At 55.8% G+C, this 24,329-nt stretch carries 21 protein-coding genes and 1 tRNA gene; 14 read left to right on the top strand and 8 right to left on the bottom strand.

The genetic code is table 11. The features are described 5' to 3' along the window. Positions 1–14: 14 nt before the first annotated feature. The 7 genes from BJ885_RS11040 to yejF all read left to right on the top strand — a co-directional run bounded on the left by BJ885_RS11040 (position 15) and on the right by yejF (position 8,997). Positions 15–728: a phosphatase PAP2 family protein gene (locus tag BJ885_RS11040; RefSeq protein WP_183128624.1), complete on the top strand. Its 714-nt coding sequence runs from the start codon at positions 15–17 to the stop codon at positions 726–728. A gap of 415 nt (positions 729–1,143) precedes the next feature. Next, positions 1,144–1,713, top strand: a complete 570-nt coding sequence (mepS, locus tag BJ885_RS11035; RefSeq protein WP_008500946.1) for a bifunctional murein DD-endopeptidase/murein LD-carboxypeptidase — start codon at positions 1,144–1,146, stop codon at positions 1,711–1,713. Positions 1,714–1,840: 127 nt separating this feature from the next. After that, positions 1,841–3,397: a cyclic di-GMP phosphodiesterase gene (locus BJ885_RS11030; protein WP_121931930.1), complete on the top strand. Its 1,557-nt coding sequence runs from the start codon at positions 1,841–1,843 to the stop codon at positions 3,395–3,397. A 74-nt stretch (positions 3,398–3,471) separates the two neighbouring features. After that, positions 3,472–5,277 carry an extracellular solute-binding protein gene (locus BJ885_RS11025; RefSeq protein WP_121931929.1) on the top strand — a complete coding sequence of 602 codons (1,806 nt, stop codon included), beginning with the start codon at positions 3,472–3,474 and terminating at the stop codon, positions 5,275–5,277. A 9-nt stretch (positions 5,278–5,286) separates the two neighbouring features. Next, entirely contained in the window at positions 5,287–6,381 is a 1,095-nt protein-coding gene (locus tag BJ885_RS11020) for a microcin C ABC transporter permease YejB (protein ID WP_029740961.1), read from the top strand. Next, positions 6,381–7,406, top strand: a complete 1,026-nt coding sequence (locus BJ885_RS11015; RefSeq protein ID WP_023312492.1) for an ABC transporter permease — start codon at positions 6,381–6,383, stop codon at positions 7,404–7,406. Before BJ885_RS11020 ends, BJ885_RS11015 begins: the two co-directional genes overlap by 1 nt. A 1-nt stretch (position 7,407) precedes the next feature. Then, positions 7,408–8,997, top strand: coding sequence for a microcin C ABC transporter ATP-binding protein YejF (gene yejF, locus BJ885_RS11010; RefSeq protein ID WP_121931928.1), 1,590 nt, complete (start codon positions 7,408–7,410; stop codon positions 8,995–8,997). Positions 8,998–9,000: 3 nt separating this feature from the next. Here yejF and BJ885_RS11005 read toward each other — a convergent pair whose 3' ends face one another. From BJ885_RS11005 to rsuA, 3 genes are all read right to left on the bottom strand, one after another. After that, positions 9,001–9,345, bottom strand: coding sequence for a YejG family protein (locus BJ885_RS11005; RefSeq protein ID WP_028013883.1), 345 nt, complete (start codon positions 9,343–9,345; stop codon positions 9,001–9,003). Positions 9,346–9,624: 279 nt separating this feature from the next. Next, entirely contained in the window at positions 9,625–10,821 is a 1,197-nt protein-coding gene (locus BJ885_RS11000; RefSeq protein WP_029740958.1) for a Bcr/CflA family multidrug efflux MFS transporter, read from the bottom strand. A 15-nt stretch (positions 10,822–10,836) separates the two neighbouring features. Next, the gene (gene rsuA / locus BJ885_RS10995; protein ID WP_029740957.1) at positions 10,837–11,544 is read right to left on the bottom strand and encodes a 16S rRNA pseudouridine(516) synthase RsuA; all 708 of its coding nucleotides are present in this window, start codon (positions 11,542–11,544) and stop codon (positions 10,837–10,839) included. A gap of 152 nt (positions 11,545–11,696) precedes the next feature. Here rsuA and BJ885_RS10990 point away from each other — a divergent pair, with 152 nt between their 5' ends. Together BJ885_RS10990 and rplY are read left to right on the top strand one after the other, a co-directional pair. After that, complete coding sequence (locus BJ885_RS10990; protein WP_121931927.1) at positions 11,697–13,457, top strand: DEAD/DEAH box helicase; 1,761 nt, start codon at positions 11,697–11,699, stop codon at positions 13,455–13,457. A gap of 125 nt (positions 13,458–13,582) precedes the next feature. After that, positions 13,583–13,867, top strand: coding sequence for a 50S ribosomal protein L25 (gene rplY / locus BJ885_RS10985; RefSeq protein WP_029740955.1), 285 nt, complete (start codon positions 13,583–13,585; stop codon positions 13,865–13,867). A gap of 51 nt (positions 13,868–13,918) precedes the next feature. Here rplY and yejK read toward each other — a convergent pair whose 3' ends face one another. Next, on the bottom strand, positions 13,919–14,926 hold the full coding sequence (yejK, locus tag BJ885_RS10980) for a nucleoid-associated protein YejK (protein ID WP_029740954.1): 1,008 nt from the start codon (positions 14,924–14,926) through the stop codon (positions 13,919–13,921). A 134-nt stretch (positions 14,927–15,060) separates the two neighbouring features. Here yejK and BJ885_RS10975 point away from each other — a divergent pair, with 134 nt between their 5' ends. The 3 genes from BJ885_RS10975 to BJ885_RS10965 all read left to right on the top strand — a co-directional run bounded on the left by BJ885_RS10975 (position 15,061) and on the right by BJ885_RS10965 (position 17,217). Continuing rightward, positions 15,061–15,288, top strand: coding sequence for a YejL family protein (locus BJ885_RS10975; RefSeq protein ID WP_008500958.1), 228 nt, complete (start codon positions 15,061–15,063; stop codon positions 15,286–15,288). 19 nt (positions 15,289–15,307) lie between these two features. Next, the gene (gene yejM / locus BJ885_RS10970; protein WP_029740953.1) at positions 15,308–17,068 is read left to right on the top strand and encodes an LPS biosynthesis-modulating metalloenzyme YejM; all 1,761 of its coding nucleotides are present in this window, start codon (positions 15,308–15,310) and stop codon (positions 17,066–17,068) included. A 72-nt stretch (positions 17,069–17,140) separates the two neighbouring features. Further along, positions 17,141–17,217, top strand: a tRNA-Pro gene (locus BJ885_RS10965). A 35-nt stretch (positions 17,218–17,252) separates the two neighbouring features. On the opposite strand, the gene BJ885_RS10960 is transcribed toward BJ885_RS10965, so the two are convergent. Together BJ885_RS10960 and BJ885_RS10955 are read right to left on the bottom strand one after the other, a co-directional pair. Further along, on the bottom strand, positions 17,253–18,440 hold the full coding sequence (locus BJ885_RS10960) for an MFS transporter (RefSeq protein WP_029740952.1): 1,188 nt from the start codon (positions 18,438–18,440) through the stop codon (positions 17,253–17,255). Positions 18,441–18,578: 138 nt separating this feature from the next. Beyond that, positions 18,579–18,839, bottom strand: a complete 261-nt coding sequence (locus BJ885_RS10955; protein WP_008500962.1) for a DUF2534 family protein — start codon at positions 18,837–18,839, stop codon at positions 18,579–18,581. A 209-nt stretch (positions 18,840–19,048) separates the two neighbouring features. Between BJ885_RS10955 and eco the strand changes: the two genes are divergently transcribed. Further along, on the top strand, positions 19,049–19,552 hold the full coding sequence (eco, locus tag BJ885_RS10950) for a serine protease inhibitor ecotin (RefSeq protein ID WP_029740951.1): 504 nt from the start codon (positions 19,049–19,051) through the stop codon (positions 19,550–19,552). A 135-nt stretch (positions 19,553–19,687) separates the two neighbouring features. Here the strand turns inward: eco and mqo are convergent, their stop codons facing one another. Beyond that, on the bottom strand, positions 19,688–21,337 hold the full coding sequence (mqo, locus tag BJ885_RS10945) for a malate dehydrogenase (quinone) (RefSeq protein ID WP_029740950.1): 1,650 nt from the start codon (positions 21,335–21,337) through the stop codon (positions 19,688–19,690). 187 nt (positions 21,338–21,524) lie between these two features. Here mqo and BJ885_RS10940 point away from each other — a divergent pair, with 187 nt between their 5' ends. Further along, the gene (locus tag BJ885_RS10940) at positions 21,525–22,814 is read left to right on the top strand and encodes a SulP family inorganic anion transporter (RefSeq protein ID WP_121931926.1); all 1,290 of its coding nucleotides are present in this window, start codon (positions 21,525–21,527) and stop codon (positions 22,812–22,814) included. Here BJ885_RS10940 and mgtE read toward each other — a convergent pair. Further along, on the bottom strand, positions 22,777–24,213 hold the full coding sequence (mgtE, locus tag BJ885_RS10935; RefSeq protein ID WP_029742061.1) for a magnesium transporter: 1,437 nt from the start codon (positions 24,211–24,213) through the stop codon (positions 22,777–22,779). The genes BJ885_RS10940 and mgtE overlap by 38 nt on opposite strands. Positions 24,214–24,329: the final 116 nt, after the last annotated feature.

The raw sequence follows: 24,329 nt of genomic DNA, 5'->3' as shown, positions 1-24,329 counted from the left end.
CTATGCAGAACGTTATGACAACTCGATTTCCCCTGATATTACTGCTTAATGTCGCCGGTCTGGCGCTTTTCTTCTCCTGGTATATCCCGGCGGATCATGGTTTCTGGTTCCCGCTGGATTCTGCCATTTTTCACTTCTTCAACCAGGAGCTGGTGAAGAGCAACGCGTTCCTGTGGCTGGTGGCAATTACCAACAACCGCGCCTTCGACGGCTTCTCGCTGCTGGCCATGGGCTGCCTGATGCTCTCTTTCTGGCTGAAAGAGGATAAAGCCGGACGTCGGCGTATTCTCATTATCGGTCTGGTAATGCTGCTGTTTGCCGTCGTCATTAACCAGCTGGCAACCGCGATTATTCCGGTTAAGCGTTCAAGCCCAACGCTATTCTTCACCGATATTTATCGCGTCAGCGAACTGCTGCATATTCCAACAAAAGATGCGTCGAAGGACAGTTTCCCCGGCGATCACGGTATGATGCTGCTTATTTTTTCCGCAATTATGCTTCGCTATTTCGGCAGAAAAGCCTTTGCCATAGCCCTGATTATTTTTGTGGTTTTTGCCTTCCCGCGCGTAATGATTGGCGCTCACTGGTTCACCGATATTGCCGTCGGTTCGCTCTCCGTTGCGCTGATTGCGCTGCCGTGGTGTTTGATGACCCCATTGAGCGACAGGATAATAGCGCTGTTCGATCGCTATCTTCCCGGCAGATCGCAACAACAATTAAACAAATAACTAACCTAAATTAACGTGAGCTATCAGGGATCGACATGATCCCTGATAGGGCTCTCGCCGCGATCTTTCCCCACTGTCATATTCTCGTCATCATATTCATGATAAAAATGAAGCAATTGCATACTGGCGTAGCGGATCCGTCGCTATTTTGAGCAATTCTATGTTTTTACTTTCTGTATCACATTTTCTTATAAAAAAAAGGCTTTTTTTTCTCGCAATACCCCAGGCAATCGGTTAATCTCGAACTCGTTTTGCCCCATAGAGATAATTATTTCACTGGCGAATAATTTTGTGCGCTGTGCCACAAATGTGACCAGAAAGAATTGTCTCAATGTGAACAGATAATTAGTCTCGTCACGTTTGGCATTTTTATAACGATATTTGTCGTTAAGGACTTCAAGGGATAATAAACAAAATGGTCAAATCTCAACCGTTTCTGAGATATATCTTACGGGGGATCCCGGCGATAGCAGTCGCGGTACTGTTGTCTGCATGTAGTACATCGAACACCGCAAAGAATATGCATCCTGAGACGCGTGTTGTGGGAATGGAAGATTCCTCGTCACTGCAAGCCTCTCAGGATGAATTTGAAAATATGGTACGTAATCTGGACGTGAAGTCTCGCATTATGGACCAGTATGCTGACTGGAAAGGCGTGCGCTATCGTCTTGGCGGCAGCACAAAAACAGGTATTGATTGTTCCGGTTTTGTACAGCGTACGTTCCGTGAGCAATTTGGGTTAGATCTTCCGCGTTCAACCTATGAACAGCAGGAGATGGGCAAGTCGATTTCACGAACCAAACTGCGCACCGGTGATTTAGTCCTGTTCCGTGCCGGTTCTACAGGTCGACATGTTGGCATCTACATTGGTAATGACCAGTTTGTACATGCCTCCACCAGCAGCGGTGTGACCATTTCCAGCATGAATGAACCGTACTGGAAGAAGCGCTACAACGAAGCACGCCGCGTACTGACCCGCAGTTAATATGACTATCGTATCGTTGGTTATCCCTTGGCTGGCGATATGATGAAAAAAAGCACTGCTTCGGCAGTGTTTTTTTTTGCCCGTTACACTGAATACATCCAGCGGCATTTCAGGAATCACGACGTCTATGTTCACCCGCTATTTCTCCAGCAATCGCAAAATACTGATCCTCAGCATCATCACAGGCCTGATCGCCGCCCTGCTCCTGGGTTCGTTGCAATTTTTCTGGAGCTACCACAAGCGGGAAGTCAAATTCGACACCCTGATCCACGATGTGAGCATCTATATGGAGAGCTACTTCGATGAGTTAAAAAATTCTATCGATGTGCTCCAGCCGCTCACGTTAAACAACTGCCACGACGTCAATCAGGAACTTACCTCGCGCGCTGCCTTTAGCGTTAACGTTCGCGCATTCCTGCTGGTCAGAGACAAAATGGCGTTCTGCTCTTCTGCCACGGGGCCGATGAATGTCCCCATGGAGGAGCTGATCCCCGAGCTGCACATCGACAAACAGATTGATATGGAATTGCTTCCAGGCACCCCGATGTTGCCCAACAAGCCCGCGATTGCCATCTGGTACCGTAACCCGCTAGTGAAGGACGGCGGCGTGTTCACCTCGGTGAATCTCAATCTGACGCCTTACCTGCTCTACACCGCGCGCCAGGACGAATTTGCCGGCATTGCCATCATTATTGGCGATCATGCGCTGTCAACGCGCTCCAGCACGCTGGTTCTTGCGCATGATCTACATGAAACACCGGCCCGTACCGCGACGCTGAAAGACGTTCCCCTGACCATAAACCTGTATGCGGACGCCTGGACCAGCGATGAAATTCTCTACGCCCTGTTCTTCGGGCTGGTATGCGGAATTTGTGCCGGATCGCTCAACTACTATATCCTCAGCATTCGCCTCAACCCGGGTAAAGAGATTTTAAGCGCGATTAAGCGCGGTCAGTTTTATGTGGTTTATCAGCCCGTCGTCGATGCTAAATCGCTCCAGATGACCGGGCTTGAAGTGCTGATGCGCTGGAAACACCCGACAATGGGGGAAATTCCGCCGGACGCGTTTATCAACTTTGCCGAAGCGCAGAAGCTGATTGTCCCGCTGACGCTGCATCTCTTTGACCTTATCATTCACGATGCACCCGTGTTACAAACCCTGTTACCTCCGGGAGCAAAGGTGGGCATCAACATTGCGCCGGGGCATCTGCATGCGGAAAGCTTCAAAGACGATATGCGCACCTTCAAAGCGCTACTGCCGCAGGATTACTTCCAGATCGTGCTGGAAATTACCGAGCGCGACATGCTCAATCATCGGGAAGCCAACAGCCTCTTTGAATGGCTACACAACGAAGGGTTTGAGATAGCCATTGATGATTTTGGCACCGGCCACAGCGCGCTGATTTATCTTGAGCATTTCACCATGGACTACCTCAAGATCGACCGCGGCTTTGTTAATGCCATTGGCACTGAGACCGTGACGTCGCCGGTGCTGGATGCCGTCCTGACGCTGGCAAGACGACTGAATATGTCGACCGTCGCCGAAGGGGTGGAAACGCCGGAACAGGCCGCCTGGCTGCGCGAACACGGCGTTAATTTCCTGCAGGGATACTGGATTAGCCGCCCAATGCCGCTGGCGCAGTTCCGCCAATGGCGGCCTGATATTTCGCCCGAGGGCGATTAATTTCACATTGCCCGTGACGTCACTTATTATTCAGCTTAACCGAGTCGGACTGTAAAAGAGGGAGCCGCCGCGAGATGCTTATGCGCTTCATGTTGCTGATGTTGGCACTAACGAGCCTGTCCAGCCAGGCGCAGGCCATCAAAGAAAATATCGCCTTCTCGGTGATTGGCGAGCCGAAATATGCGGTCAATTTTACGCACTTCGATTACGTTAACCCTGCCGCGCCGAAGGGCGGAAAGGTCACGCTTTCCGCCACGGGAACATTCGACAACTTCAACCGCTTCGCCCTGCGCGGCGTGGCGGCCGCGCGAACGGAATCGCTTTACGATACGCTCTTCGTCACGTCCGATGATGAGCCCGGCAGCTATTATCCGCTGATTGCCGAGAACGTGCGTTACGCCGATAACTTCGCCTGGGCGGAAATCTCGCTGAATCCGCGAGCACGTTTTCACGATGGCACACCGGTTAAGGCCAGCGACGTCGCGTTCACCTTCCATAAATTCATGACCGAAGGCGTCCCCCAGTTCCGCATCGTGTACAAAGGGGCTTCCGTCAGAGCCATCGCGCCGCTCACCGTGCGCATCGAGCTGAGCGAACCGAACAAAGAGAATATGCTCAGCCTGTTCTCGCTGCCGGTGATGCCTGAATCGTTCTGGAAAAATCATAAGCTAAGCGACCCGCTTTCCACGCCGCCGCTGGCAGGCGGCCCATACCGCATCACCGACTGGCGCATGGGGCAATATGTCGTTTACTCTCGCGTGAAAGACTACTGGGCGGCAGACCTGCCGGTAAACCGCGGGCGCTGGAATTTCGACACCCTTCGCTATGATTACTACCTCGACGATAACGTGGCGTTTGAAGCGTTCAAAGCCGGCGCCTTCGATTTACGCGTAGAAAGCAGCGCCAAAAACTGGGCGACCCGCTATATCGGTAAAAATTTCGCCAAAGGCTATATCGTCAAAGACGAGCACAAAAATGAGTCTGCCCAGGACACCCGCTGGCTGGCGTTTAATATTCAGCGTCCGGTATTTAATGACCGCCGGGTGCGCGAAGCCATTTCCCTGGCCTTTGATTTTGAGTGGATGAACAAAGCGTTGTTTTACGGGGCTTACAGCCGCGCCAACAGCTATTTCCAGAACACCGAATATGCCGCTCGCGATTACCCGAAAGCCGACGAGCTGGCACTGCTGGCGCCGCTAAAAGCAGAGGTTCCGCCGCAGGTGTTCACCACCGTGTTTCAGCCGCCCGCGTCGAACGGTGACGGTTACGACCGCGTCAACCTGCTGAAAGCCAGCAAGCTGCTGGATGATGCGGGCTGGCACCTGAAAAATCAAAAGCGTGTGGATGCCAAAACGGGCAAGCCTCTCAGCTTTGAGCTGCTGCTCTCGTCCGGGGGCAACGATCAGTGGGTACTGCCGTTTAAGCACAACCTTGAGCGGCTGGGCGTGACCATGAACATTCGCCAGGTCGATAACGCGCAGATCACCAGCCGCATGCGCAGCCGTGATTACGACATGATGCAGCGCCTGTGGCCCGCGCAGCCGTGGCCCAGCTCGGATCTGCAAATTTCCTGGGCCTCCAGCTACATTGACTCTTCATACAATGCGCCAGGGGTAAAAAGCCCGGCGATCGACGCGCTGATTGCGAAAATAGTGGCGGCGCAGGGGGATAAAGAAAAGCTCCTGCCGCTCGGGCGCGCCCTCGACAGGGTCCTGACCTGGAACTACTACATGCTGCCGATGTGGTATATGGGTGAAGATCGCCTGGCGCGCTGGGACAAGTTCTCCGTGCCTGCCGTGCGCCCTGTCTACTCCCTGGGCTTTGATACCTGGTGGTATGACGTTAACAAAGCCGCCAAACTTCCCGCTGAGCGGCGATAAGGAATCATCATGGGTGCCTATCTTATCCGTCGTCTCCTGCTGGTCATCCCCACCCTGTGGGCCATCATCACGATTAACTTTTTTATCGTGCAAATCGCCCCCGGCGGCCCGGTCGATCAGGCTATTGCCGCCATTGAATTTGGCAACAGCGGCGGCATGCCCGGCGGCGGCGGTGAAGGGATGGGCGCGAGCCATGCGCGAACCGGCGTAGGGAATATCAGCGAAAGCCATTATCGCGGCGGACGCGGGCTGGATCCGGAAGTGATCGCCGAGATCACCCACCGCTACGGCTTTGACAAACCGATTCACGAGCGCTATTTCAAAATGCTCTGGGATTATATCCGCTTTGATTTTGGCGACAGCCTGTTTCGCAGTGCGTCAGTGTTAACGCTGATCAAGCAAAGCCTGCCGGTGTCGATAACGCTGGGGCTGTGGGGAACGCTGATCATCTATCTGGTCTCTATACCGCTCGGGATCCGCAAAGCGGTGTATAACGGCAGCCGGTTTGATATCTGGAGCAGCACGTTCATCATCATCGGCTATGCCATTCCGGCGTTTCTATTTGCCGTCCTGCTGATTGTCTTTTTTGCCGGGGGCAGTTATTTCGACCTCTTCCCGCTGCGGGGGCTGGTCTCCGCCGATTTCAGCTCCCTGCCGTGGTATCAGAAAATCACCGACTATCTCTGGCATATCACGCTGCCGGTGCTGGCCACGGTCATCGGCGGGTTCGCGGCCCTGACCATGTTGACCAAAAACGCCTTTCTCGATGAAATTCGTAAACAGTACGTCGTTACCGCCCGTGCCAAGGGCGTGAGCGAGAAGCAGATCATGTGGAAACACGTGTTCCGCAACGCCATGCTGCTGGTGATCGCCGGATTTCCGGCCACGTTTATCGGCATGTTTTTTACCGGCTCGCTGCTGATAGAGGTGATGTTCTCGCTCAACGGCCTGGGGCTGCTGGGCTATGAGGCTACCGTGTCACGCGATTATCCGGTGATGTTTGGCACACTCTATATTTTCACCCTGATTGGCCTGCTGCTGAATATCATCAGCGATATCAGCTATACGCTGGTCGATCCCCGAATCGATTTTGAGGGCCGCTGATGCCGCGTTTAAGCCCCGTCAACCAGGCCCGCTGGGCCCGCTTTCGCCACAACCGCCGCGGCTACTGGTCGCTGTGGATTTTTGCCGTGCTGTTTGCCTTAAGCATGTGTTCGGAGCTGATCGCCAACGACAAGCCGTTGCTGGTGCATTTTAACGACCGCTGGTACGTGCCGGTTATCGCCAACTACAGCGAAAGCGACTTCGGCGGCCCGTTTGCAACACCGGCGGAGTATCAGGATCCGTGGCTTCGCCAGCAGATTGAGCAGCACGGCTGGGCGCTCTGGGCGCCGGTGCGCTTTGGCGCCAACAGCATTAACTTCGCCACCACGACGCCCTTCCCTTCCCCGCCCTCCGCGCAAAACTGGCTGGGAACGGATGCTAACGGCGGCGACGTGCTGGCGCGCATCCTGTATGGCACGCGAATTTCTCTTCTCTTTGGGCTGATGCTGACGATCTTCTCAAGCGTGATGGGCGTCGTGGCGGGCGCCGTTCAGGGCTACTACGGCGGGAAAATTGACCTGTGGGGCCAGCGGGTTATTGAAGTCTGGTCAGGCATGCCTACGCTGTTTCTGATCATCCTGCTTTCCAGCGTGGTGCAGCCTGGCTTCTGGTGGCTGTTAGGTATCACCGTCCTGTTCGGCTGGATGGCGCTGGTGGGCGTGGTGCGGGCGGAGTTTCTGCGCACCCGTAATTTCGACTACATTCGCGCCGCGCAGGCGCTTGGCGTGAGCGACCGCGGGATCATCTTCCGCCATATGCTGCCCAACGCGGTGGTAGCAACGCTCACCTTCCTGCCGTTTATTCTGTGCAGCTCCATCACCACCCTCACCTCGCTGGATTTTCTTGGTTTCGGGCTACCGCTGGGTTCCCCGTCGCTCGGCGAACTGCTGCTGCAGGGCAAAAACAACCTGCAGGCGCCGTGGTTAGGCATCGCCGCCTTTCTTTCCGTGGCCGTGCTGCTGTCGCTGCTGATTTTTATTGGCGAAGCCGTGCGCGATGCCTTCGATCCGAACAAGGCGGTATAAAATGACCCAGCCTCTTCTCAGCATTGATAACCTGTCGATTGCTTTTTCTAAGCAGGGCGAGACGCGCACCGTAGTCACCGACCTGTCGCTGCAGATCCAGCCCGGGGAAACGCTGGCCCTGGTGGGCGAGTCGGGTTCAGGCAAGAGTGTTTCAGCACTCTCCATCCTGCGGCTGCTGCCTTCTCCGCCTGTGAGCTACCCGCAAGGGGATATTCTGTTTCACGGCAGCTCGCTGCTGCATGCCGACGAACATACCCTGCGCGGTATTCGCGGCAACAAAATCGCCATGATCTTCCAGGAGCCGATGGTTTCCCTCAACCCGCTGCACAGCCTGGAGAAACAGCTCTATGAAGTGCTTTCCCTGCACCGGGGGATGCGCAAAGAGGCCGCGCGGGGAGAAATTCTGGACTGTCTGGAGCGAACGGGCATACGCAATGCGGCCAAACGGCTGAATGATTTCCCGCATCAGCTCTCCGGCGGCGAACGCCAGCGCGTGATGATCGCTATGGCCCTGCTCACGCGACCCGAGCTGTTGATTGCCGACGAGCCCACAACGGCGCTGGACGTGACGGTACAGGCGCAAATATTGACGCTGCTGCGGGAACTGCGTGACGAGCTGAACATGAGCCTGCTGTTTATCACGCACAACCTGAGCATTGTGAGAAAGCTGGCCGACAACGTCGCGGTGATGCAAAACGGACGATGCGTTGAACAGAATACCGCGTCCACGCTGCTGAGCGCGCCGCAGCACCCTTATACGCAGCGCCTGCTCGACAGCGAACCCTCCGGCGACCCGGTTCCACTCGCGGCTGACAGCACACCGCTGCTGCGCGTTGAGGATCTGTCCGTTTCGTTCCCGATCCGCAAAGGTATTCTGCGGCGCATCGTCGACCAGAATCCGGTGCTGAAAAACATCCGCTTTTCGCTGCGCCCGGGAGAATCCCTGGGGCTGGTGGGCGAATCCGGTTCGGGCAAAAGCACCACCGGTCTGGCGCTGCTGCGCTTAATTGCCTCCCAGGGCGAGATCTTCTTTGACGATATGCCGCTGCACCGCTGGAACCGCCGCCAGATGCTGCCCGTGCGGCCCCGCATGCAGGTGGTGTTTCAGGATCCCAACTCCTCGCTTAACCCCCGGCTCAGCGTGTTACAGATTATCGAGGAGGGTCTGCGCGTACATCAGCCCGGCCTGAGCGCTCAGCAGCGCGAGCAGGAAGTTATGCGGGTGATGGCCGAAGTGGGCTTAGATGCCGGGACACGCCACCGCTATCCGGCTGAATTCTCCGGCGGGCAGCGCCAGCGTATCGCCATTGCCCGCGCGCTGATCCTGAAGCCGGAGCTGATTATTCTTGATGAACCGACGTCGTCGCTGGACAGAACCGTTCAGGCGCAGATCCTGGCGCTGCTGAAAGGGCTTCAGGAAAAGCACCGGCTGGCCTATATCTTTATCAGCCACGATCTTCAGGTGGTGCGGGCGCTATGCCATCAGGTAATTGTGTTGCGACAGGGAGAAGTGGTCGAGCAGGGTGAGTGCCAGCGCGTATTTAGCGCGCCAACGCAGCGCTACACGCGCCAGCTGTTGTCGGCAGACTAGCGGTCAGAACGGGTACTGGCCGGAGAAAGGCTCCGCGATGGCAACGCCAAAATTCTTCAGACGGCAGGTGGCGGCAAACTCGTCCTGGCTTTTCACAAACAGGCACGGCTCACCTTCACACTCCAGCACGGAGCTGTCCACTTCGATATCCGTCAGGGCCTGACTGAGACGCTCCATCACCCGCCATGCATTTTCGTCGCTCGGGCTCAACAGCTTGAGTGCCACCAGGCAGTTTTCACAGCCCGCGACGCTTTGCGGAATCGGTTCAACTTTCGAACCTGCAAAACCCGCCGACCAGCGATAGCTCTGGGGCAAGCGATGGACAATGGAGAGTTGTAATGTATTCACGTTCGTTCCCCGGAAGCAAAATTTACTTCACAATTTATTTACATTTATAGTAACACATCATCGCCAGCCTGCACTATTCAGCGCTTTTTTATCCGTTTCCTGGCTCGCGTCGGCGCTATATGTACCCGTTTCTGCGATCTAACTCAACCTTTTTGAATACAATGATGTGACTTTTTACACAAATAGATTTTACATAAAATAAACAAACACGGAATAAACGAACGGGAGTTTGGTTGATATGCATCAACAAAAAAGGCCCTGCCGGGCCTTCTCTGTGTTTTAGTGGGCCGCTTTTCGCGGTCGACTGGCGTAAAGATAGAAGAGTATCGAGCTGGTTGCGCAAAAAGCCATCGCCCACAGCATGGGCCATGCCGTCATAAAGGTAGCCATCGAAAGCAACGCGCCAACGATAGCGCCGATGCCGAAGCGGAACGTCCCCGCCAGGGAAGAGGCGGTACCCGCCATATGCGGAAACTCATCCAGGATCACCGCCATCGCATTAGATGACACCATCGACACGCAGCCGACAAAGGCCGCTACGCCGACCACCAGCGCCCAGAAGCCCACGCCCAGAAACGCGCTCACCACCAGCCAGATAGCCATCACAAACTGGATCCACAGCCCGGCGCGGAACATGTTCAGCGCCCCCACCCGCCGGACAAAACGGCTGTTGATGATGGTCATGATGAACAGGAAGACGATGTTGAGCGCAAAGTAATAGCCGAAGTGCTGCGGCGAAACGTGGTTCAGCTCGATGTAGACAAACGGCCCGGCGCTCAGGAAGGAGAACATCCCGGCGAAGCTGAACCCGCTTGCCAGCATATAGCTGAGCACGCGCTTGTGGCGGAACAGCGAGGCAAAGTTGCCGATTGTGGTTCGGATGTGGAATTTCTGACGGCGCTCGACGGGGAGCGTTTCATCAATAAAGAAGAAGATCATCGCCGAAGCCAGCAGCGCGGCCAGGGCCAGGATCCAGAAAATCACGTGCCAGCTAAACCACACCAGCACCGCACCACCGGCCATGGGTGCCACTAGCGGCGCAATCGTCGTCACCAGCATCACGAACGACATCATCCGGGAGAACTCTTCCTTCGGGTAGATATCGCGCATCAGGGCGTTAATCACCACGCTTGCCGCAGCCGCCGCCAGACCGTGAAAGAAGCGCATGATAATCAGATGATCGATGGTCTGCGCCAGCGCACAGGCAACCGCTGCGGCCGCAAAGACCAGCGTCCCGCCCAGAATAACGGGCTTGCGTCCAAGGCTGTCCGCCATCGGGCCATAAAACAGCTGGCCGAGGGCAAAGCCGAGAATATAGGTGCTGAGCGTCATCTGCGCGCTGCCCGCCGGGACGCCAAACTGCGCAGAAATCACCGGCAGCGCGGGCAGGTACATATCAATAGACAGCGGCATCAGCATGGCCAGCAGGCCAAGAATGAAGACAATTTTGAACGACGAGTGTGGCCTGGTGGTCACAGAGCTCTCCTGAAATTAGTGCGAAGGCAGACCGACGCTGGCGATCTCTTCTTCCGTTAACGGGCGATATTCGCCCGGCGCCAGGTCGGGATCGAGTTCGATCGCACCAATCCGCTCACGATGCAGGCCAACAACGCGGTTCCCCACGGCGGCAAACATACGTTTCACCTGATGGTAGCGCCCTTCGCTGATGGTCAGACGGACTTCCGTCGGCGTAATCACCTCAAGCACGGCGGGTTTGGTCAGATCTTTTTCATTATGCAGCTGAACGCCCTTCGTGAATTGCTCTGCCGTGTCATCCGACACCGGCGACTCCAGCGTGACCAGATAGGTTTTCTCGCAGTGATGACGCGGGGAAGTAATGCGATGCGACCACTGCCCGTCGTCGGTCATCAGCACCAGACCCGTGGTGTCGATGTCGAGGCGGCCTGCGGCGTGCAGCTTGTGCGCCACCGGTTCGTCGAGGAAATAGAGTACCGTCGGATGATCCGGATCGTCCGTTGAGCAGACGTAGCCTTCCGGCTTATTGAGCATGAAGTAGCGCGGACCGTGCTGCTGGGTCAGCGGATTGCCGTCATACTCCACCTGATGGTCAGGCTGAAGTTTGAAAGCGGTGTCTTTCACAATGTCGCCATCCACGGTAACGCGGCTGGCGCGAATTTCACGCCCGGCAATAGCGCGGCTTACGCCGAGTTGCTGAGCGATAAACTTATCAAGTCGCATGAAATCTTTTTAGCCTTAATGGTGCTGGAAGTCGGACAACAGGTCCGAAAAAAGAAGCAGTCTGGAACGGTTCAGTATAATGGTCTGGTTGCGCCACTCAAGGGAAAAAGTTTCGTGGCATACTATGTGCGGAATAACGAAACCGAGACCCCATGACTTTTACACTTCGCCCCTATCAGCAGGAAGCCGTTGACGCCACCCTCGCCTGGTTCCGTAAACACCGCGAGCCAGCGGCGATTGTGCTCCCGACCGGCGCAGGCAAAAGCCTTGTCATCGCCGAACTGGCGCGTCTGGCGCGCGGTCGCGTGCTGGTGCTGGCGCACGTCAAAGAGCTCGTCGCGCAAAACCACGCCAAGTATTGTGCGCTTGGGCTGGAAGCCGATATTTTCGCCGCCGGGCTGAAGCGCAAAGAGAGCCACGGTAAAGTGGTCTTTGGCAGCGTGCAGTCGGTGGCGCGCAATCTGGACCTGTTTCGCAGCGAATTTTCGCTGCTGATTGTCGACGAGTGCCACCGCATCAGCGATGACGACGACAGCCAGTATCAGCAGATCCTGGCTCACCTGAAAGCGGTGAACCCTCACCTGCGCCTGCTGGGCCTGACGGCGACCCCGTTTCGCCTGGGGAAAGGCTGGATCTATCGCTACCATTATCACGGCATGGTGCGCGGCGATGACAAGGCCCTGTTCAGCGACTGCATTTACGAACTTCCGCTGCGTTACATGATCAAACATGGCTACCTGACGCCGCCTGAACGGCTGGATATGCCGGTGGTGCAGTACGATTTCAGCCGTCTGCAGGCGCAGAGCAACGGCTTATTCAGCGAAGCGGATCTCAACCAGGAGCTGAAAAAGCAGAAGCGTATTACGCCGCATATCATCAGCCAGATAGAGGAGTTCGCCGCGACGCGCAAAGGGGTGATGATCTTTGCCGCCACCGTTGAGCACGCGCGAGAAATCACCGGGTTATTGCCCGCCGGTGACGCGGCGTTAATCACCGGCGAGACGCCCGGCCCGGAGCGCGACGGCCTGATTGACGCGTTTAAGGCCCAGCGGTTCCGCTATCTGGTAAACGTGTCGGTATTGACCACCGGCTTTGACGCCCCGCACGTCGACCTTATCGCCATTTTGCGCCCGACCGAATCGGTCAGTCTGTATCAGCAGATTGTTGGCCGCGGCCTGCGTCTGGCCCCGGGAAAAACAGACTGCCTGATTCTGGATTATGCCGGTAACCCGCACGATCTCTATACGCCTGAGGTCGGCTCGCCAAAAGGAAAAAGCGACAACGTGCCCGTGCAGGTCTTTTGCCCTGCCTGCGGTTTTGCCAACACCTTCTGGGGAAAAACCACCGCCGACGGTACGCTGATCGAACACTTTGGTCGCCGCTGTCAGGGCTGGTTTGAAGATGATGACGGGCATCGCGAGCAGTGCGATTTCCGCTTCCGGTTCAAAAACTGCCCACAGTGCAACGCCGAAAACGACATTGCCGCCCGCCGCTGCCGGGAATGCGACACGGTGCTGGTTGACCCGGACGACATGCTGAAAGCAGCATTAAAGCTGAAAGATGCCCTGGTGCTGCGCTGTTCCGGCATGGCGCTGCAGCCCGGCGCCGATGAAAAAGGCGAGTGGTTGAAAATCACCTATTACGATGAAGACGGGGCGGACGTCAGCGAGCGCTTCCGGGTTCAGACGCCTGCCCAGCGAATGGCCTTCGAGCAGCTGTTTATCCGCCCGCATACCCGCACGCCTGGCGTGCCCCTGCGCTGGATAACCGTGGCCGATATCGTGCGCCAGCAGGTGCTATTGCGCCATCCGGATTTTGTCGTCGCCCGTAAGAAAGGCCAGTTCTGGCAGGTGCGCGAGAAGCTCTTTGACTACGAAGGTCGCTTCCGTCGCGCCAACGAATTGCGCGGTTAGCGGGACTTTTCATTGATGTGAGGGGCATTTGAGTATAAAATGCCGCCCGCTTCACATCCGTGAGGCAGAACACTCACCTGCTGCTGGGTCGCCTGTAGCAGGGTTTTAAATACAGAGAGAAATCAATGTTCACTATCGAAGCAGAAGTACGTAACGTGCAGGGTAAGGGTGCGAGCCGCCGCCTGCGTAACGCTAACAAGTTCCCGGCTATCGTTTACGGTGGCGAAGCTGCTCCAGTTGCAATCGAACTGGATCACGACAAACTGTGGAACCTGCAGACCAAAGCTGAATTCTACAGCGAAGTTCTGACCATCGTTGTTGGCGGTAAAGAAGAAAAAGTGAAAGTTCAGGCTGTTCAGCGTCACCCGTTCAAGCCAAAACTGTCTCACATCGACTTCGTTCGCGCGTAATCGCAAACACGTCGAAAAAAACCCCGCTTCTGCGGGGTTTTTTTATGGCTGCTATTTCCCGCCCGAGGTGCGGCGCTGAAGCTGATCGCGCAGGTTCGGCGGCGTGCCTTTAATGGTCAGCGTATCGGTGGCCGGATCCCAGAAGATGCGTTCACCCAGCAACATCGCGTCAAAGTTGATGGTTAACCCGCCGCCGCTGCCGGCAAACTTGGTTAACTGACGCAGCGTGCTGCGATCCGCCGGGAAGCTCTCTTCAAGCTCATAGCCTTTCTCCGCGGTGAATTCCTGGAAGCTGACTTCGCTGACGCCGGCCAGCTCTTTTGACAGGGACTCCAGCTCGATCTCCTCCCCTGCCTGCAGCTGTTCGTTGCAGTAGCTGTAAACCTGCTGGCGCACGGTCTGGCGCTCAGATTTATCGAGCTGCGCTTCAGCCGTGAAGTCGTCAACCGCCTGGAGAAGCCCTTTGTTCTGTGCTTTGGCGTTAAGACCTTCACTGGCACCGAGGAAATCCATAAAGAAATCTGCCACTTTGCGGCCCACGCGCCCCTTCAGGAAAGTCAGGTAGCGGGTCGACTCCGGGTTGGTTTCCCATTCGGTCAAATCAATACGCGCCACGATATCCGCATGGTTGATATCCAGATAATGCGTTGAGCTGATATCCAGCTGCTCGTTCACGCGCATGCTGCTTAAGTTATTCAGCACGGTAACCAGCAGATACTCTACCGCCAGGTAGCGATAGTGGCAGAACAGCACGATCCCGCCGTCGGCGAACGGATATTTCGCCAGCTCGTCGCGCAGACGCCCGGTGGCGGCGCGGCTAAACGCCAGGAAATCCTCTTCGCCCTGACGCTGCAGGCGCAGGCTCTCAGCCAGTTCACTCTCTTCGCTGAACAGGCCATAGGCTTTATTTTTGGCGCTGTAGACGCGATGCAGCTCTGCCATCATCTCCGCCACGGTCGCCGTGGGTTCCAGTAACGAATCGCGCAGCACCACTTCAAGGGTTTGCTCATCACGCTTGATAAGCTGGTGCAAGGCAATCTGGTTGATTTCCAGACTCATGATAAACTCTCCTTTTAGACCGGGCGGTATTCAACCACCACCAGGACATGTGTGCAACAACAGATAAAAAAGGGGAAAAAAAGCTGTTGCTACGGTAATATGTTGCCCTTTCATCAACAAACTGATTTTGATTTATGCCACAACATTCCCGCTACAGTGATGAACACGTTGAACAACTGCTCAGTGAGCTGGTCAACGTACTGGAAAAACATAAAACGCCGACCGATCTCTCCCTGATGGTTTTGGGAAATATGGTCACCAACCTGATTAACACCAGCGTTGCTCCGGCTCAGCGTCAGGCGATCGCAAAATCGTTCGCTCAGGCTTTACAGTCGTCCGTCAGCAACGACCCGGCCCATTAAGGGATACGAACAACAGTTTATGGTGACGAATCGTCAGCGCTACCGTGAAAAAGTCTCCCAGATGGTCAGCTGGGGGCACTGGTTTGCCCTGTTCAACATTCTGCTGGCGACGGTCATTGGCTGTCGTTATCTGTTTGTCGCAGACTGGCCAACAACGCTAACCGGGCGTATCTACTCCTGGATGAGCGTTGTCGGTCACTTTAGCTTTTTGGTTTTCGCCACCTATCTGCTGATCCTGTTCCCCTTGACGTTTATCGTCATGTCGCAGCGTCTGATGCGGTTCTTGTCCGCCATTCTTGCGACGGTGGGGATGACGCTGCTGCTTATCGACAGTGAAGTGTTCACCCGCTTCCACCTGCACCTCAACCCCATCGTCTGGGAACTGGTGATTAACCCCGACCAGAACGAAACGGCCCGTGACTGGCAGCTGATGTTTATCAGCGTCCCGGTGATCCTGCTGATTGAGATGCTGTTCGCTACCTGGAGCTGGCAAAAGCTCCGCAGCCTGACCCGGCGACGCCATTATGCGAAGCCCGTCGCCGCGCTCTTTTTCGTCTCCTTTATCAGTTCGCACATCATGTATATCTGGGCGGATGCGAACTTCTATCGCCCTATTACCATGCAGCGCGCGAACCTGCCGCTCTCGTACCCGATGACGGCCCGTCGCTTCCTCGAGAAACACGGCCTGCTTGATGCGCAGGAGTACCAGCGCCGTCTTATCGAGCAGGGTAACCCGGAAGCCGTCAGCGTTCAGTATCCTCTGAGCGACCTGAACTACCGCGATATGGGGCGCGGGCAAAACGTCCTGCTGATCACCGTCGATGGCCTGAACTATTCCCGTTTCGAGAAGCAGATGCCAGCGCTGGCCGCTTTCGCGAGTCAAAACGTCTCGTTTACTCAGCATATGAGCTCCGGTAACACCGCCGATGCGGGCATCTTTGGCCTCTTCTATGGCATTTCAGCTGGCTATATGGACGGCGTACTGTCTACCCGCACGCCTGCGGCGCTGATCACCGGGCTGAATCAGCAAGGCTATCAGTTAGGGTTGTTCTCGTCCGATGGCTTTAACAGCCCGCTCTACCGCCAGGCGCTGCTGTCCGATTTCTCACTGCCGACGGCGCAAAAACAGTCCGATGCGCAGACCGCCAGCCAATGGATAAACTGGCTGCAGCGCTACGCCCAGGAAGATAACCGCTGGTTCTCATGGGTTGCCTTTAACGGCACAACGCTTGCTGACAGCAATAAGAGTGACTTTGCGCGCCGCTACGGTCGCGCGGCTGGCGACGTTGATACGCAGATAGGCCGCGTGCTTGACGCGCTTCGCGAGTCGGGCAAGCTTGACAACACCGTGGTGATCGTGACCGCGGGCCATGGCATCCCGTTAGGTGACGAGACGAAGAGTATGAGCTGGTCTCGCCCGAATCTGCAGGTTCCGCTGGTGATCCACTGGCCAGGCACCCCGGCGCAGCGCATCAATATGCTCACCGAGCATAAAGATGTGATGACTACCCTGATGCAACGCCTGCTGCACGTCAGCACGCCAGCAAACGAATATTCGCAGGGGCAGGATCTCTTCAGCGCCGCGCGCCGCCACAGCTGGGTGACGGCGGCGGGGAATAATACGCTGGTAGTCACCACGCCGAAGCTGACGCTGGTTCTGAACAGCAACGGGAATTATCAGACGTATAATCTGCAGGGTGAACGGTTGAAAGATCAGAAACCGCAGCTGAGCCTGCTGCTTCAGGTCCTGACGGATGAGAAGCGCTTCATCGCTAACTGATTAATAATAAACCAGTTAGCGACAGATTCCCTTGCATTCAAAACGGAATCGAGTAGTATTCTTTTTATGCGTCGGCACGTAGCGCAGCCTGGTAGCGCACCGTCATGGGGTGTCGGGGGTCGGAGGTTCAAATCCTCTCGTGCCGACCAAAAACACACTGAAAACCAGCCTGATGGCTGGTTTTTTATTTCGCCTCGTCCGGCGTTTTGCGCAGATACACTAGCGTAGCCAGACAAATCATCGCTCCGGCATAAAACGTATATTCCGCTCCAAACGATTCCCATATAGCGCCGGCTCCCACGCTGGCGATTAATAATCCCACGCCGCTTACCAGACTAAAAATACCGAAAGCCGTGCCGCGCAGATCGGGCGGTGCGGTTTTTGCGATCATTGCCGCCAGTAATCCCTGGGTCATACCCATATGTATTCCCCAAAGCGCGACGCCTAAAATGACTCCCATCCAGTGGCTGCTCAGCGCCAGAACAACATCTGCACCAATCAGCACCATTAGCCCCCACTGCAGAAGTCGGGTGTGGCTCATGCCATCAGAAAGTTTGCCAAAAGGGTAAGCCGAGAGGGAATAGAGTACGTTCATGACCACCATCACCAGCGGAATAAGGGCCAGAGGAACGCCCGACTGCTGCGCGCGAAGTACAAGAAAAGCCTCGCTAAACCGGGCAAGCGTGAACACTGCACCAAGGCCAATCACCCACCAGCACGCTTTCCCCAGCCGCCTTAAATTCTCTCGTTTAATGGGATTAGTACGTTTATGTTCGAGGGGAGTTTTCGGCTCCTGAAGGCCAAAATAGAGCAAGGCAACTGAAAGCAGACCGGGGATAAGAGCTATCCAGAAAACAGTGCGAAAATCATTGTCCAGCAACAGCATTAAGCTCACGGCCAATAATGGACCAAGAAATGCGCCGGTGGTATCCATTGACTGACGCAGACCATATGCCGCACCGCGCATTTCCGGCGGCGTGACGTCTGCAACTAGCGCATCCCGCGGTGCGCCCCGTATTCCCTTCCCCGTACGGTCCATGAGACGTGCGCCTAAAACCATCCCGGAAGAGGACGCTAATGCGAAAAGAGGTTTGCTTAGCGCCCCCAGTCCATACCCTAACAGGGCCAGCCCCTTACGTTGACCCAGGTAGTCGCTGATCGCCCCCGAAAAGACCTTAATAAAAAGCGCAGTGGCCTCCGCCAGCCCCTCAATCAGGCCGATAAACAGCACGCTCGTACCGAGGGTGGTCATCATAAAAAGTGGCAGCAGGCTGTGAATACTCTCTGACGAGATATCCATCAGCATACTGACGCCCCCCACAACCCAGACGCCTTTGGGGATCTGGCTGAGCACTGGAAATCTGGAACGCATCTACCGCTCCTGCTTTAAAAACAGTTGCCTGAATGCTTACAGGATAGAATATCGCGAATTAAAAAAACCTGAGGAGAGTGGGATGAGACCATAAAAAAAGCCATCCGGCAGGATGGCTTAGCTATTGCGAGTCCGCGCTTAGTGCTTCTCACGTCCGCCCAGGAAGAAAATGCCCAGCGGGATGGCCAGCAGAACGGTGAACACCAGGCTGTAGACGAAGATCATCGCCGACTGCAGGACATACATGCTGGTTGTCCAGGCAGAGAGGGGGATATTGTACTGTTCGATAACGCCAACAATGGTTGCCCGCCCCACGCACGCGGCAGCAATCATAAATACGACCAGCAGCGCCAGGAGGAACTTGCGGCCTTCAGGCGTTTTCAGTTTTGCACGAACCATCTCTCTTCCCTTTTACAGATGAATAACAATATATAGGGTCTAAAATAACACGAACTGACACCCGACTCCACACCAGCATAAACAACCACTAAAAAGGCAAATTAAAAGCGCATAACGCTACCCATAGTGAAAATGTAAGTAAATAACACCGGTCATCCATCGTTGTTATGTTAACCTGCGCAGGATCGTTTTGACATAAAGGAATGACAATGAAAAACGCACCTAAATTTGCCATCGCCCTCATCGCCGCCGCGTGCGTCAGCAGCAGCGCTTTCGCCAGCGAAACCCCAAAACAGCAGCCGCTGGAAAAAGTGGCTCCGTACCCGCAGGCGGACAAAGGGATGAAGCGTCAGGTGATTCAGCTGCCGGTTCAGCAGGATGAAGCGAACTTTAAAGTGGAACTGTTAATTGGCAAGACGCTGGAAGTGGACTGCAACCAGCACCGTCTGGGCGGTCAGCTGGAAAGTAAAACCCTGGAAGGCTGGGGTTACGACTATTACGTCTTTGACAAAGTGACCTCTCCGGTCTCCACCATGATGGCCTGCCCGGACGGCAAGAAAGAGAAGAAATTTGTGACTGCGTATCTGGGCAACAACAGCCTGCTGCGCTACAACAGCAAGCTGCCGATCGTGGTCTATACGCCTGAAAACGTGGAAGTGAAGTATCGCGTGTGGAAGGCGGACGAGAACGTCGGACAAGCGGTAGTACGTTAAAAATAAGTCGGGTGGCGACTTCGCCTTACCCGACCCGGAAAGGGTGCGCTCTGGTGCCCTCACCCCACCCCTCTCCCACCGGGAGAGGGAGAAAACACTAAAAACGGTAACGGATGTTACCGTTTTGCTTTTACCTTACAGCGCGATATCCGCAACCGGTTTGTTTTCCGGCTGAGGCTTCAGCTCCGCTTTTGGCGCAGCATCCGCAGCCTGTGGCTTGATGTATTGCAGCTGCAGTACGCGGCTGGTGTATTCAAGCTCCTGCTCCGTCGCGCTCACGTTGCCGTTCAGCTTCGTGCCGTAGGATGGAATAATAGTTTTCAGCTTCGCCTGCCATTCCGGGCTGGCGACTTTGTCTTTAAACACTTTTTCCATCAGGTGCAGCATGATTGGCGCAGCGGTAGACGCGCCCGGTGATGCACCCAGCAGCGCGGCAATGGTGCCATCCTTATCGCTTACCACTTCGGTACCCAGACGCAGCACTCCGCCCTCTTTCGGATCGCGCTTGATGATCTGTACGCGCTGACCCGCCTGCCACAGACGCCAGTCTTCTTTTTTCGCCTGCGGATAGTACTCTTTCAGCGCCTCGAAGCGGTCGTCGTCAGAGAGCATCACCTGGCTAATCAGGTATTTAACCAGGTCGAAGTTATCCAGACCCACATCCATCATCGGCTTGACGTTAGAGGTGGTCGTGGCGCTGAGCAGATCCCACAGGGAGCCATTTTTCAGGAACTTGGTGGAGAAGGTCGCGAACGGCCCAAACAGCACCACGCGTTTGCCGTCAAGCATACGGGTGTCGATGTGCGGAACAGACATCGGCGGTGCGCCAACGGAAGCCTGGCCGTACACTTTTGCCAGATGACGATTCACCACTTCCGGGTTTTCTGACACCAGGAACTGGCCGCCCACCGGGAAGCCCGCGTAGTCGTCCGCTTCCGGAATACCGGACTCCTGCAGCAGCTTCAGCGCCGCGCCGCCCGCACCGATAAAGACAAACTTCGCCTTGATGACGTGCTCGGCTTCGTTGTTTTTCAGATCGGCGACGGTCACGCTCCAGCTGTTATCCGCGTTGCGCTTGAAACCACGCACTTCGGTGCTGAGCTGCAGGTTGAAGTTCTCTTTTTTCTTCAGAGACGTCACCAGCTGACGGGTAATTTCACCGTAGTTAACGTCGGTACCAATTTCGGTACGGGTCGCCGCCACTTTCTGGTTCGGGTCACGACCTTCCATGACCAGCGGAGCCCACTCTTTAATCTGCGCGTGGTCTTCAGAGTATTTCATCCCGCGGAACAGCGTGCTCTGCTGCAGAGCGGCGTAGCGCGCGCGCAGGAAGTTGACGTTCTGCTCACCCCACACAAAGCTCATGTGCGGCACGGTGTTGATGAAGGAGTGCGGGTCGTGCATCACGCCGCTGTTGACCTGATGAGACCAGAACTGGCGAGAAACCTGGAATGCTTCGTTGATCTCTACCGCCTTCTCGATACTAATGGAACCGTCCTTTTTCTGCGGCGTATAGTTCAGTTCCATGAGTGCCGAATGTCCGGTACCGGCGTTATTCCATCCGTTCGAACTCTCCTGCGCCACGCCATCAAGGCGCTCGACCATGGTCATAGACCAGTCCGGCTGCAGTTCTTGCAGATAGGTTCCCAGCGTGGCGCTCATGATACCGCCACCAATTAAAAGGACGTCCGTTTCCTGCTCTTTTGGTGCGTCAGCTTTCGCCGCCATGGAGACGGTGTTAAGCCCCACGGCCAGAGAAAAGAGCATGGCAGTCATTTTTTTCATAATTTATGCCTTAGTGTAAAAGTGCTTGATGCGTGGAAATTGCAGGTGAAAAAAGCTGCGGGGGCACGGTAACAACTTTTAAATATTGTTTAAAGGTTACGAAATTATTGTAATTGTGAAATTTAATGATGGATTGTTTGTGAGGAATTATCGATGCGTCTGGTAAAGCACGGTTTTACTGGCTAGTATGTTGCGTTTTGCGATCGCGCGCACGGAAGCCTGCCCTAACCAGCGAACTGTTATGTCCTTACCCCATTCTGCCGTATCCCCCGAAGACCGCGTAGCCAACGTGCTGCGTTCCCCTAAGCAGCTGACGCGTGAAACGCTGGCAGGCGTGATTACCGCCCTGGCGCTGATCCCCGAGGTTATCTCATTTTCGGTGGTGGCGGGCGTTGACCCGAAGGTCAGCCTGATCGCCTCCGTGGTGCTGTGTCTTGCCCTGTCGGTACTCGGTGGTCGCCCGGCGATGGTCACGGCAGCGGCCGGCTCCGTGGCGCTGGTTATTGGACCGATGGTGCATCAGCACGGCGTACAGTACATTCTTCCCGCCGTGCTGATGGCGGGCGTGATGCAGATTCTGTTTGGCGTACTTGGCATGGCAAGGCTGATGCGCTTTATTCCCCAGTCGGTCATGACCGGGTTTGTTAACGCCCTGGGTATTTTGATCTTCTTCGCACAGGTGCCGCATTTCTGGAGCAGAAGCCCGCTGATTGTGGGCCTGTTCGTGCTGACGCTGCTGATCGTGCTGTGGGTGCCGCGCTATATCAAAAGCATCCCTTCCCCGCTGATTGCGATTGTTGTGCTTACCGTGTTCACCGTTTCAACCGGTCAAATCCTGCCGACCGTGGGCGATGAAGGCTCCATGAGCGGCGGTTTGCCGGGTCTTACCGAGCTGTTGGTCCCGCTCAATGTGCAGACGCTGAGCATTATCTGGCCGTGCGCGCTGAGCATCGCCTTTGTCGGCCTGCTGGAATCCCTGCTGACGGCAAAGCTGGTGGATGAGCTGACTGCGACACCGTCAGGTAAACGCCGCGAAAGCATTGGATTAGGCGTCGGCAATATTCTGGCCGGATTTTATGGCGGGATTGCAGGCTGCGCGATGATCGGACAAACCATCGTCAACGTGGAGATGGGGAAAGGTCGAAGCCGCATTTCAACGATTGCGGCGGGCATTGTGCTGCTGATCCTGGTGACGGCACTCAGCGACGTGATGGCCAAAATCCCGATGGCGGTGCTGGCGGGTATTATGGCGATTGTCGCCGTCAAAACCTTCAGCTGGCACAGCCTTCAGCCAGCCACGGTGAAAACGGCCCCGATTGCAGAAACGGTCGTCATGCTGGTCACCGTAGCCGCCACGGTATCAACCGGCAATCTGGCGATTGGCGTGCTGGGCGGGATTATCGTCATGGCACTCCTCCCCGCCCGTATTAAGCGTCGGCTTAAAGAAGAAAAACCGTCGCCAGCCCAAGAAAAATAAAGAAACCGCCGGTATCGGTGATGGCGGTGATCATCACGCTCGACCCCACCGCGGGGTCGCGCCCCAGTTTGGTCATCGTCAGCGGAATAATCACGCCCATTATCGACGCTACCAGCAGGTTCAGCACCATCGCCAGCATCATCACGCCGCCCAGGGCAATATCGTCGTACAGCCACCAGGTGATGCCGCCCATAATCCCGCCCCACACCAGGCCGTTAATTAGCGCGACGCCCATCTCTCTAAAAATGAGCCACGAAAAGTTACCTGGCTGAATATTTTCCAGCGCAAGGGCGCGGACGATCATGGTTATAGTCTGGTTTCCGGTGTTACCACCAATCCCTGCGACAATCGGCATCAGCGAGGCCAGCGCCACCAGCTGAGAAATGGTGTGTTCAAACCCGTCAATCACCCGGGAGGCGATAAACGCGGTACACAGGTTAATGGCCAGCCACGCCCAGCGCGTTTTCACCGCCTTGCCGACGGAGGCATGGACGTCATCTTCGGCGCTGATCCCGCCGAGCGCGCGCAGGTCGTTGTCGGTTTCTTCATAGACCACATCAACGATCTCATCGATGGTCAGACGCCCCATCAGTTTGCCGACGGAATCCACGACGGCGGCACTCACCAGATCGTCACGTTCGAAGGTGCGCGCCGCTTTCTCAGCGTCGTCTTCCGGGGAGAAGACCATCGGCTCGTTTTCCATCACCTCGCTCACCTTCCGCTGGGTGCTGTTGAGCAGGATGGTTTTCAGCTCCAGCTCGCCGAGCAGGGTTTTATCCCGGGAGGTGACAAACAGCTTATCGGTGTTATCCGGCATTTTGCCCAGGCGACGCAGATAGCGCTGCACGGTGCCGAGCGTCACGTCCGGTCGCACCGTGATAACGCCGAACTCCATGATCGCGCCGACGCTGTTTTTCTCGTAGTGCATCACCTGACGCACGCGCGCCCGCTCCTCCGCAGGCAGCGACGCCAGCAGGCGACCGGTCAGGTTTCGCGGCAGGTGCTGAACGAGGTAAATCTGCTCGTCGATATCCAGGGTTTGCACCGCGTCGAGAATATCCCGGTCGCTCATCTCGTCGATCAGGTCGTCCCAGACGTTTTCGGAGGCCTCAAGCAGCACCTGCCCGCGCTCGTGATCCTGCACCAGACGCCACAGGGCGTGACGTTCTTCTGAGGGAAGCGCTTCAAGGGTATCAGCCAGATCCGGCGGGGGTAAATGAGCAACCAGCGCACCTACCTCAGCAATATCGTCGGCCAGGGTGCCGACATCATATTGCTCAGCCAGGGTGAGTTTGCCTAATAGCGTAGAAGTGACCGCTTTATCGGTCGTGAGAAGCCAGATGAGTCGCGCGCGCTCCTGGTCACGCTGTCTGGCGCTGTTTTTCTTTAATACCGACATCAATCATAAATCCATTAAATGAGTTGGGGTTAAGCATAGCGCGGGGATATGTAAATAAGAATAAACAACGGGACGGGATGGAGAAAAAAGCGTCATTACGGCCACGATCTATCCCC

The organism is Enterobacter sp. WP_7_1, assembly GCF_003688535.1.
GTDB lineage: Bacteria > Pseudomonadota > Gammaproteobacteria > Enterobacterales > Enterobacteriaceae > Enterobacter > Enterobacter asburiae.
Note: the sequence above shows the minus strand (reverse complement) of the source record. Positions and strands in the feature narration are given on the sequence as shown.

Bases quoted from the DNA above. Each gene is read 5' to 3' on its own strand.
- BJ885_RS11040 (WP_183128624.1), top strand. From the start codon at position 15: ATGACAACTCGATTTCCCCTGATATTACTGCTTAATGTCGCCGGTCTG.
- mepS (WP_008500946.1), top strand. From the start codon at position 1,144: ATGGTCAAATCTCAACCGTTTCTGAGATATATCTTACGGGGGATCCCG.
- BJ885_RS11030 (WP_121931930.1), top strand. From the start codon at position 1,841: ATGTTCACCCGCTATTTCTCCAGCAATCGCAAAATACTGATCCTCAGC.
- BJ885_RS11025 (WP_121931929.1), top strand. From the start codon at position 3,472: ATGCTTATGCGCTTCATGTTGCTGATGTTGGCACTAACGAGCCTGTCC.
- BJ885_RS11020 (WP_029740961.1), top strand. From the start codon at position 5,287: ATGGGTGCCTATCTTATCCGTCGTCTCCTGCTGGTCATCCCCACCCTG.
- BJ885_RS11015 (WP_023312492.1), top strand. From the start codon at position 6,381: ATGCCGCGTTTAAGCCCCGTCAACCAGGCCCGCTGGGCCCGCTTTCGC.
- yejF (WP_121931928.1), top strand. From the start codon at position 7,408: ATGACCCAGCCTCTTCTCAGCATTGATAACCTGTCGATTGCTTTTTCT.
- rsuA (WP_029740957.1), bottom strand. From the start codon at position 11,544: ATGCGACTTGATAAGTTTATCGCTCAGCAACTCGGCGTAAGCCGCGCT.
- BJ885_RS10990 (WP_121931927.1), top strand. From the start codon at position 11,697: ATGACTTTTACACTTCGCCCCTATCAGCAGGAAGCCGTTGACGCCACC.
- rplY (WP_029740955.1), top strand. From the start codon at position 13,583: ATGTTCACTATCGAAGCAGAAGTACGTAACGTGCAGGGTAAGGGTGCG.
- yejK (WP_029740954.1), bottom strand. From the start codon at position 14,926: ATGAGTCTGGAAATCAACCAGATTGCCTTGCACCAGCTTATCAAGCGT.
- BJ885_RS10975 (WP_008500958.1), top strand. From the start codon at position 15,061: ATGCCACAACATTCCCGCTACAGTGATGAACACGTTGAACAACTGCTC.
- yejM (WP_029740953.1), top strand. From the start codon at position 15,308: ATGGTGACGAATCGTCAGCGCTACCGTGAAAAAGTCTCCCAGATGGTC.
- BJ885_RS10960 (WP_029740952.1), bottom strand. From the start codon at position 18,440: ATGCGTTCCAGATTTCCAGTGCTCAGCCAGATCCCCAAAGGCGTCTGG.
- BJ885_RS10955 (WP_008500962.1), bottom strand. From the start codon at position 18,839: ATGGTTCGTGCAAAACTGAAAACGCCTGAAGGCCGCAAGTTCCTCCTG.
- eco (WP_029740951.1), top strand. From the start codon at position 19,049: ATGAAAAACGCACCTAAATTTGCCATCGCCCTCATCGCCGCCGCGTGC.
- mqo (WP_029740950.1), bottom strand. From the start codon at position 21,337: ATGAAAAAAATGACTGCCATGCTCTTTTCTCTGGCCGTGGGGCTTAAC.
- BJ885_RS10940 (WP_121931926.1), top strand. From the start codon at position 21,525: ATGTTGCGTTTTGCGATCGCGCGCACGGAAGCCTGCCCTAACCAGCGA.
- mgtE (WP_029742061.1), bottom strand. From the start codon at position 24,213: ATGTCGGTATTAAAGAAAAACAGCGCCAGACAGCGTGACCAGGAGCGC.